Below are 7,267 nucleotides of genomic sequence, written 5' to 3'. Positions count from 1 at the left end.
GGAGGACTTTTTATCATACGTAAAGGTACTTCCGTTTCTGTTCTCCCACGCATAGCGTGGGGCTTAATTTGGAGTTATACTTTACTTGAAAAAAAGAACGAAGCGTCGTTGTACGCTTCCGTCCTTTATCATTAAATGGCATGTTTTCGTTTATTCATTTGCTTGCTCCGTAGTTGGCCGCATGCCGCATCAATATCCGTACCTTGTTCCATGCGAACGCCGCAGTGGATGCCCCGTTTTTTCAACGTATCAAAAAATGTCCGGATTGCTTCCGGTTCGCTTCTTTGATATTGACCATGCTCATCAACCGGATTGTAAGGGATCAAATTTACATATGTGAGCTGCCGCCTGTTTGCGAGAAGGCCGGCCAATTCACTCGCTTCTTTTTCAGTATCGTTTACATCTTTTAGCAAAATATATTCAATCGTTACCCTTCGGTTCGTTTTTTCCAAATAATAGTCAAGAGCTTCCATTAACTTTCGAATCGGAAACGCCCTGTTGATTTTCATGATTTGCGTCCTTAATGCATCGTTTGGGGCATGCAGGGAAAGGGCCAGGTTCACCTGCAAATTCTCGTCTGCAAAGTCATAAATTTTGTGTGCAAGCCCGCTAGTTGAAACAGTAATATGCCTGGCGCCGATGGCCAAGCCTTTCGGGTCATTGACAACGCGCAAAAATTTCATTAAGTTATCGTAATTATCAAACGGTTCGCCTATTCCCATTACGACGATGTGGCTTACCCGCTCGTCTTTCCCTCTGTCATCCAGGAATGCCTGCACTTTCATGATTTGACCGACAATTTCACCGCTTGTTAAATCCCGGTTTTTTTTCAACAGGCCGCTCGCACAAAAGCTGCAGCCGATATTACAGCCGACCTGGGTAGTCACGCAAACCGAAAGGCCGTAGTGAAAGCGCATCAGCACCGTTTCAATTAAATTTCCGTCTTCCAGTTCAAACAGAAATTTTATCGTCCCGTCTTTTGATTCTTGTTGGACCGCCAGTTTCAGCGGCTGGATCGTAAAATGCTCTTCCAGCAGTTGAATGCATTCTTTATTGACATTGTTCATATGAGAAAAATGTTTGACGCGTTTTCTGTACAGCCAGTCCCATACCTGTTGGGCCCGAAACTTCCTTTGTCCATGGTCCACAAGCCATTCCGACAGCTGATCAAACGTCAATCCATATATGGATGGTTTCATTTAACAACCTCTTTCTGGGAAAATCAAATGCTGTTATTATCATACTATCATCGGTTACAGGAAACAACCCGGTGGCATTATAAGCTGTTTTAAACCCAAACTTTTTTACATGTTCAATGCATTCTTTCCTTGTTGAAGGCTCCGTCATGCTTTTCAATTGAACCGATACCGAATGATTTTGCGCAGCTATGACAAGTTGGTTAACCGAAAAAACTGCACGTACGGCTCAACTTGCAAAAAGCAGCTGCCGCAGCGTTTTGTTCTTATTATTTTGTAAATGGTATTAAATATGGAGATTGTTAGAGAAATCCACATCATAAATGGGGGAGTGTTACGCTAGCGAGACACTCATTTTATTTTAAAAAAGCCCTGAAACCTTGTTTTATCAGGTTTCAGGGCTTTTTAATACTACACTTTGCAGAACGGGGAAATTAACGTGAAAGGAGTGAATCCTGCTCCTTTTCAGGTGCGAATCAATGTAGCCCGGGCGCAGAATCACATATTTGGCGCTATGCATTATAATGAATGCTCTTTCACTTCCGGCCATTTGCGGGCTGCCCCTTTGTTTATTTGTGTGCAAAGCAGCAGAGCGGAGGCAAGCAATCCGAAGCAAAGCCACAAAGCAGCGGGAATGCTTCCGAAGCGGTCAATCATCATTCCGCCCAATCCGGGGCCCAAAATTTGCCCGCCGGCAAAAAAGACGGTCACGTATCCCAATGCAACGGGTGCATAGGCCTGGTGAATTTGCTCTGTAGACAGGGCCTGTGAGAGCGACAGCATGCCTACATATGTAAGCCCCCACAGGAATTGGCTGACATAAAACCAGAAGGCTGCGGGCATTAAAACCGGGATCAGGATGGAAATTCCGGCAATGACAAGGGTTATGGCAAGGGCCATTTTCCGTCCCATTTTATCTGATACGGCGCCCCAAAAAGGCCCGCTCACAATGCTCATCAAACCGCCCAGTCCCATGATTTGCCCCGCCGCATTGCGGCTTAATCCCGACTCCAATATATAGCTGAACAAAAAGCTTTGCGGGATTAAATACGCAAATCCGAGCAATCCGTAAATGATTCCGATCAACAGTACGTCTTTTTGCAAATAAACCTCTTTTAAAAGGCTGCCCTTTCCGTTTATATCCTTTTTCAAAACGGGGGGATCCTTCAATCCCCTTTGGCCAATGATGCCGGCAACGATGGACATGATGCCGAAAATGAGCCAAAGAAAACGCCAGCCGTCTTCATCAAACCATGAAGTAAAAAGCGGGACGAGCATGCTGGAAATAAGGGTTCCCAATCCCATGCCGCTGATGGCAAACCCGATCATCAGCCCCCTGCGGTCTGGAAACCAGCCGACAAGGAGGTTGATGATCGGCGTATATGTAAAAGCCGTTCCAATCCCCAATATGACCATGCCGAAGAGGGCGGAAAAAAAGTCATCGACCGAATAGAGATACATCAATCCGGCAGCAACCAGATACGTCCCAATCACGATCAGCCGCTTAGATCCCCATCTGGCGGCCATCACCCCGACAAAAAGGACCATTCCCATATATCCAACCGCCGTCGAAGTTCCCAGCATTCCTGCTTGTTTATACGTCAATACAAGACTGTCCATCATAAATGGCATTAATATGCCGTATGTCATTCTTGCAAAGCCAGATGTGCAGATAGTTATGAACATACTGACAATACCGAACAAAAACATCTTTTTCTTCAGCATCTTCACCGCCTTTTGACAATAAATCCGGAAATTGCGGCTGCCTCGATGATGATTTTTTTCTAAACCGGAAATATCATCTTCATTATATCATAAGCGGCTTTATGAGTAGAGATGATTTTTAGTTTACATAATATTATTATGGTTAATCATTTTGAATTCCAATCATTGAAGCGCCTGTCCGCTTCTTTAGGACCGGACAGGAACACCTCGTTTTCCCAAACTTGGGGGAAGAAAATCATTGCTTGTCTTCCCCGTTGATTTTTACTTTTTCACAGCCAACATACACACACGAAAACAGTTCCAGCCCGTCTTTCGCTTTTACCATTCCTTTTAAGTACGGTGTCAGCAAATCTTTAAAATCCGCTTCCACCCCTTCTTCTTCCAAAATCCCGTATACATACATTTTTTTTTCCTCAAATAAAAACGCAACATTACCGACAGCTTGTTCCTTGGAATTGACGACATTTAATACTTGGAAATGCGGTGTTACAATTTCCGGCGAAAAATAAATTTCCATGGTTCGTTCTCCTTTTACGTAAACTTTAATTGTTCAAAAAGCGTATCCTTGTTTTCGGATGGCTCCTCTTTGCCCACCCGGATGAAAAACAGGCATAGTATCGCACAAAGCAACGTAAGGCCGGCTGTTGTCAAAAACATGCCCGTCCTTGACCAGTCCATCAATGCACTGAAAACAGGGGGACCGACCGCGACTCCCAAAAAACGGACAGACCCATATAAAGATGTAACAAATCCCCTCCGCTCCGTTGAAACCGACCCGGTTATAAAGCTGTTGACACATGGGAGAACCAGTCCCGTTCCAATACTGCTGAAAACAAGGACGGAAAAAAAGGGGATCAGTTGTTTAAAGAAAATCAAGATTGTAAAGGAAGCCGTCATCAAAATGAGACCGATTATAATCAGGGTCTTCATCAATTTCATTTTTTTTCCGATTTTACTTCCCGTAAAATAGGATGTCGTGGTCATAAACAATAGGGGAATGGCTAATATTCCCCCCTTCAGCACACCGTCAATATGATAATCCTTTTCAAGAATATCGGAAATGTAAAACAGGATTCCAAACAGGGTAAACAAACAGGCCGCCCCCGTTAAATAGGCAACAAACAGCCAACGGCCCTCTGTTTTGAAAACAGACAAAAGTCCTTTTACATACGCTCCTGCGGATGGGGGCTTTTCATCCTTTTTCTTTTCTTTTACAAAGAAGATGGTTAATAATACGGAAATCAGACAAAAAATGGGAAACGCAAAAAATGCCGCATACCAAATGATGAGCGCAAACAAAGAACCAAGAATCGGACTGATAACCTTTCCAAACCCGTTTGAGGCTTCCACCAGTCCCAACACCTTGCTTTGTTCCCCTCCTTTAAACAAATCGCCTGTTAATGCCATCGCAATGGGTGCTGTTCCGGCTGCCCCGATCCCTTGCATAATCCTTCCTGCAAGCACCCATATGTATGCATTGGAAAACCAGGCTGCTGCGGCACCGGCTAAAATCCCGCCGCTTCCGTACAATATCAGGGCAGGTATGATCACTGCCTTTCGGCTGAACCGGTCTGATAAAAAGCCCAATACCGGAATTGCTATGGCAGCCGCCATGGAAAAGACAGTGATCACAAGGCTAACTTTAAATTGTGAAATATCCAGTTCTGCTTTCATCTTGGGCAGAATAGGTATTAACATGGAATTTCCCAAGACTAATATGAGCGGAATAGAACTGATGGCTAGTATCGTTAACCCTTTTCGTTTTTTTTCAGGCATCTTTTTGTCCCTCGCTTTGGCGGGAAGAATGATCCTGGTTATTATTTGATTCAAAATTTGATTTTATTCAATGGCTTTTTTCCAAAGGTTAAAGGATAAATTTGCTCTTTCGCAATAGACCCGTCCGGCTTCTGACCTCTCTTCAAAAGGACGAACGCGTTAGCGTTTTTCTTCAAAAAAATTTTTCTGTGTCCGGCTCCACAGACAGGACGTCCCAGTGCCGCCGGCGCCACGGGACGTGACGACCTAAGGCGGCCGCGCCCAGCCCCTCGATGTATATGCGTGTTTCACCTCATTTGCCCGTACTGAGCAAGGCGCCTGCGCTTTTCTTTTTAAAAATCAATCATGATATACACGTTCACCCATTTTTTGAATATCCTATCCTAGAAATATGGAGGAGGCGCTTATCCCTATGGAGTTTTTATCTTTACCCGAAAGAACTTCAGGAAAAAGAACGTATGGAATCACGTCCATAGCCGATTTTGGAACCCCCACGAGAGAACTGGAAAACATATTGGCCGATTTCGGGCAATTCATTGATATAGCCAAGCTGGGAGTAGGTTCAGCCTACATTACACCGAACATAAAGGAAAAAATAAACCTTTATAAACAATATGAAATCGATGTTTACTGCGGGGGAACATTATTTGAAAAATGTTTTGAACAAAATAAAATTGTTGAATATGTTTCTTATTTAAAAGGATTGGGCATTCACTGGATTGAAATATCAAACGGAACGATCGATATTCCGCTTCAAGAAAGGCTCTGCCTCATCCAGGAGTTGAAAGAAGAATTCAACGTCATCGCAGAAGTCGGTTCAAAAGATGCAAATAAAGAAATGTCGGTATTCGATTGGAAGATGGAAATAGAGCAATTATTGGAAGCGGGGTGTGACTATGTTATTACGGAAGGGAGAGATTCGGGGACTTCCGGAATATACGAAAAAAGCGGAGATATAAAATCGGATTTGATCCACGAATTGCTGAAAGAAATTGACAGCAAAAAAATTATTTTTGAAGCTCCCCTGCCCAAACATCAAATGTATTTCATAAATGAAATTGGGCCGAATGTCAACTTGGGGAATGTAAAGCCCGCCGATGTGCTCGTTTTGGAGGCTCAGCGCTGCGGACTGCGCTGCGAAACATTTTATGTGGAGGCGCGTGAATGCAAGTTAACATTATAAGACATCTTCCCACTGAGTGGAATAAAAAAGGGAAGCTTCAAGGAAAGCGGGACATACCCATTTCCCCCGTAACACGGGAAATGCAAAGACATATTGACAAAAACAAAAAAAACCTTTATCGGCTGGGCCCGTTTCAGAAAGTGCTGGCAAGCACACTGAAAAGGACGATTCAAACAGCCCGGCATTACGGTTATCAGCCTGAAATTGACCCATTGCTGGATGAGCTGGATTTCGGCCCATTTGAAGGCATGCAAAAATCCTTATTATTTGAAACCTTTGGAGAAAGATGGGCCCAAAATCCGAAAGAGGTAAAATTGGGTGAATCACTAAGTACCTTGGAACATCGCATTGAATTATTTTTGGAGAAGTATAAAAAACAAAAAAACATTTTGATCTTTGGGCACGGTTCATGGTCGAGAGCTTTGATTTCGTACTATCAAACCGGAGATATTAATGAAATGAACAAGATCGTTTTTGACAATAATGAATGCATTACGCTTAACTTCAATCGGCGGAAACTGGAGATCTTTTAAGGTCTCCTTCTTTGTTATTTCTTTCTCCAATAAGGTGTCAGGGCCAACATTTTATGGAAATTCAACCCATAAAGAAAATCAATGATGTTGGTTGACATAAACTGGCATACAACAGCAAATAGGATAATCTTATAATCTATGACCAGCGAGGTAAAAAGAAAAATGGTTAAATTAATCATCATCATCACTTTTCCCGGTCTCCAGTTTCTATGATAGGCAATCATTAATGCCGGTATGACCATTCCCCCGCTGGATGCACCCGCCCTGATGAGCAGGCCGACCCCCAGGCCGAAAAACAGACTGCCTGCGGCCAGATCAATCAGAATATGACCGTGCGGCAAATGGACTTGTGCGGTTAAAATGCTGATGGTCATTGAGGTCGTGGCGACAGAAAGAATCGTTCGAAACGTCCATGTATAGCCAAAGTAATTTAAAGCAAACAACAAGAATACGGCGTTGGCGAGCCATAAAGAAAATCCAAGGGTTAAATCGAACCAATGATTGAGCAGCAAGGCTATGCCGGCCGCCCCCCCGGAAGGAATGGAATGCGGAAAAAGAAAGATGGACATCGACATGCCCTGCAAAAAAGCGCCAATAAATAAACAAGCATATGTTAATAATAGACGCCTCATAAGAAGCGGTCATTACCTTTTAAATAAACATTGATATCTTCCACTTGTCTCCCCTCCGAAAAAGCATCCTTCCTTGTCCATTTTATGAGCAAGTACTAAAATTTATGAAACATCGGGGAAATCTTGTGGCTTTTTAAAATCAGGAAAAATCAAAACCACCAGTGTGAACTGGTGGTTTGCTCTGCGGCTGAAAGCCTCTCTTACCGGCCTCGGCCTAAAAGG

Annotated in this window: 7 protein-coding genes; 2 read left to right on the top strand and 5 right to left on the bottom strand. The window is 43.5% G+C overall.

Annotation, left to right across the window (positions count from 1 at the left end; genetic code table 11):
- Positions 1-131: 131 nt before the first annotated feature.
- The 4 genes from rlmN to AB1L08_RS20785 form a co-directional block, all read right to left on the bottom strand.
- Positions 132-1,199, bottom strand: a complete 1,068-nt coding sequence (gene rlmN, locus AB1L08_RS20800) for a dual-specificity RNA methyltransferase RlmN (protein WP_413066530.1) — start codon at positions 1,197-1,199, stop codon at positions 132-134.
- 516 nt (positions 1,200-1,715) lie between these two features.
- Positions 1,716-2,921, bottom strand: a complete 1,206-nt coding sequence (locus AB1L08_RS20795) for a YbfB/YjiJ family MFS transporter (RefSeq protein ID WP_413066529.1) — start codon at positions 2,919-2,921, stop codon at positions 1,716-1,718.
- A 235-nt stretch (positions 2,922-3,156) separates the two neighbouring features.
- Positions 3,157-3,438, bottom strand: coding sequence for a hypothetical protein (locus AB1L08_RS20790; RefSeq protein ID WP_413066528.1), 282 nt, complete (start codon positions 3,436-3,438; stop codon positions 3,157-3,159).
- 14 nt (positions 3,439-3,452) lie between these two features.
- Positions 3,453-4,697 (bottom strand): MFS transporter, encoded by a 1,245-nt coding sequence (locus AB1L08_RS20785; RefSeq protein ID WP_413066527.1) that lies wholly within the window; start codon positions 4,695-4,697, stop codon positions 3,453-3,455.
- A gap of 412 nt (positions 4,698-5,109) precedes the next feature.
- On the opposite strand from AB1L08_RS20785, the gene AB1L08_RS20780 reads away from it, so the two are divergent.
- Together AB1L08_RS20780 and AB1L08_RS20775 are read left to right on the top strand one after the other, a co-directional pair.
- Positions 5,110-5,880 (top strand): phosphosulfolactate synthase, encoded by a 771-nt coding sequence (locus tag AB1L08_RS20780; RefSeq protein ID WP_413066526.1) that lies wholly within the window; start codon positions 5,110-5,112, stop codon positions 5,878-5,880.
- Positions 5,862-6,413 (top strand): histidine phosphatase family protein, encoded by a 552-nt coding sequence (locus tag AB1L08_RS20775; protein WP_413066525.1) that lies wholly within the window; start codon positions 5,862-5,864, stop codon positions 6,411-6,413. Before AB1L08_RS20780 ends, AB1L08_RS20775 begins: the two co-directional genes overlap by 19 nt.
- A gap of 14 nt (positions 6,414-6,427) precedes the next feature.
- On the opposite strand, the gene AB1L08_RS20770 is transcribed toward AB1L08_RS20775, so the two are convergent.
- Positions 6,428-7,045, bottom strand: a complete 618-nt coding sequence (locus AB1L08_RS20770; RefSeq protein ID WP_413066524.1) for a YitT family protein — start codon at positions 7,043-7,045, stop codon at positions 6,428-6,430.
- Positions 7,046-7,267 lie beyond the last annotated feature (222 nt).

The organism is Siminovitchia jepli (assembly GCF_047228825.1).
Lineage (GTDB): Bacteria > Bacillota > Bacilli > Bacillales > Bacillaceae_C > Siminovitchia.
Note: the sequence above shows the minus strand (reverse complement) of the source record. Positions and strands in the feature narration are given on the sequence as shown.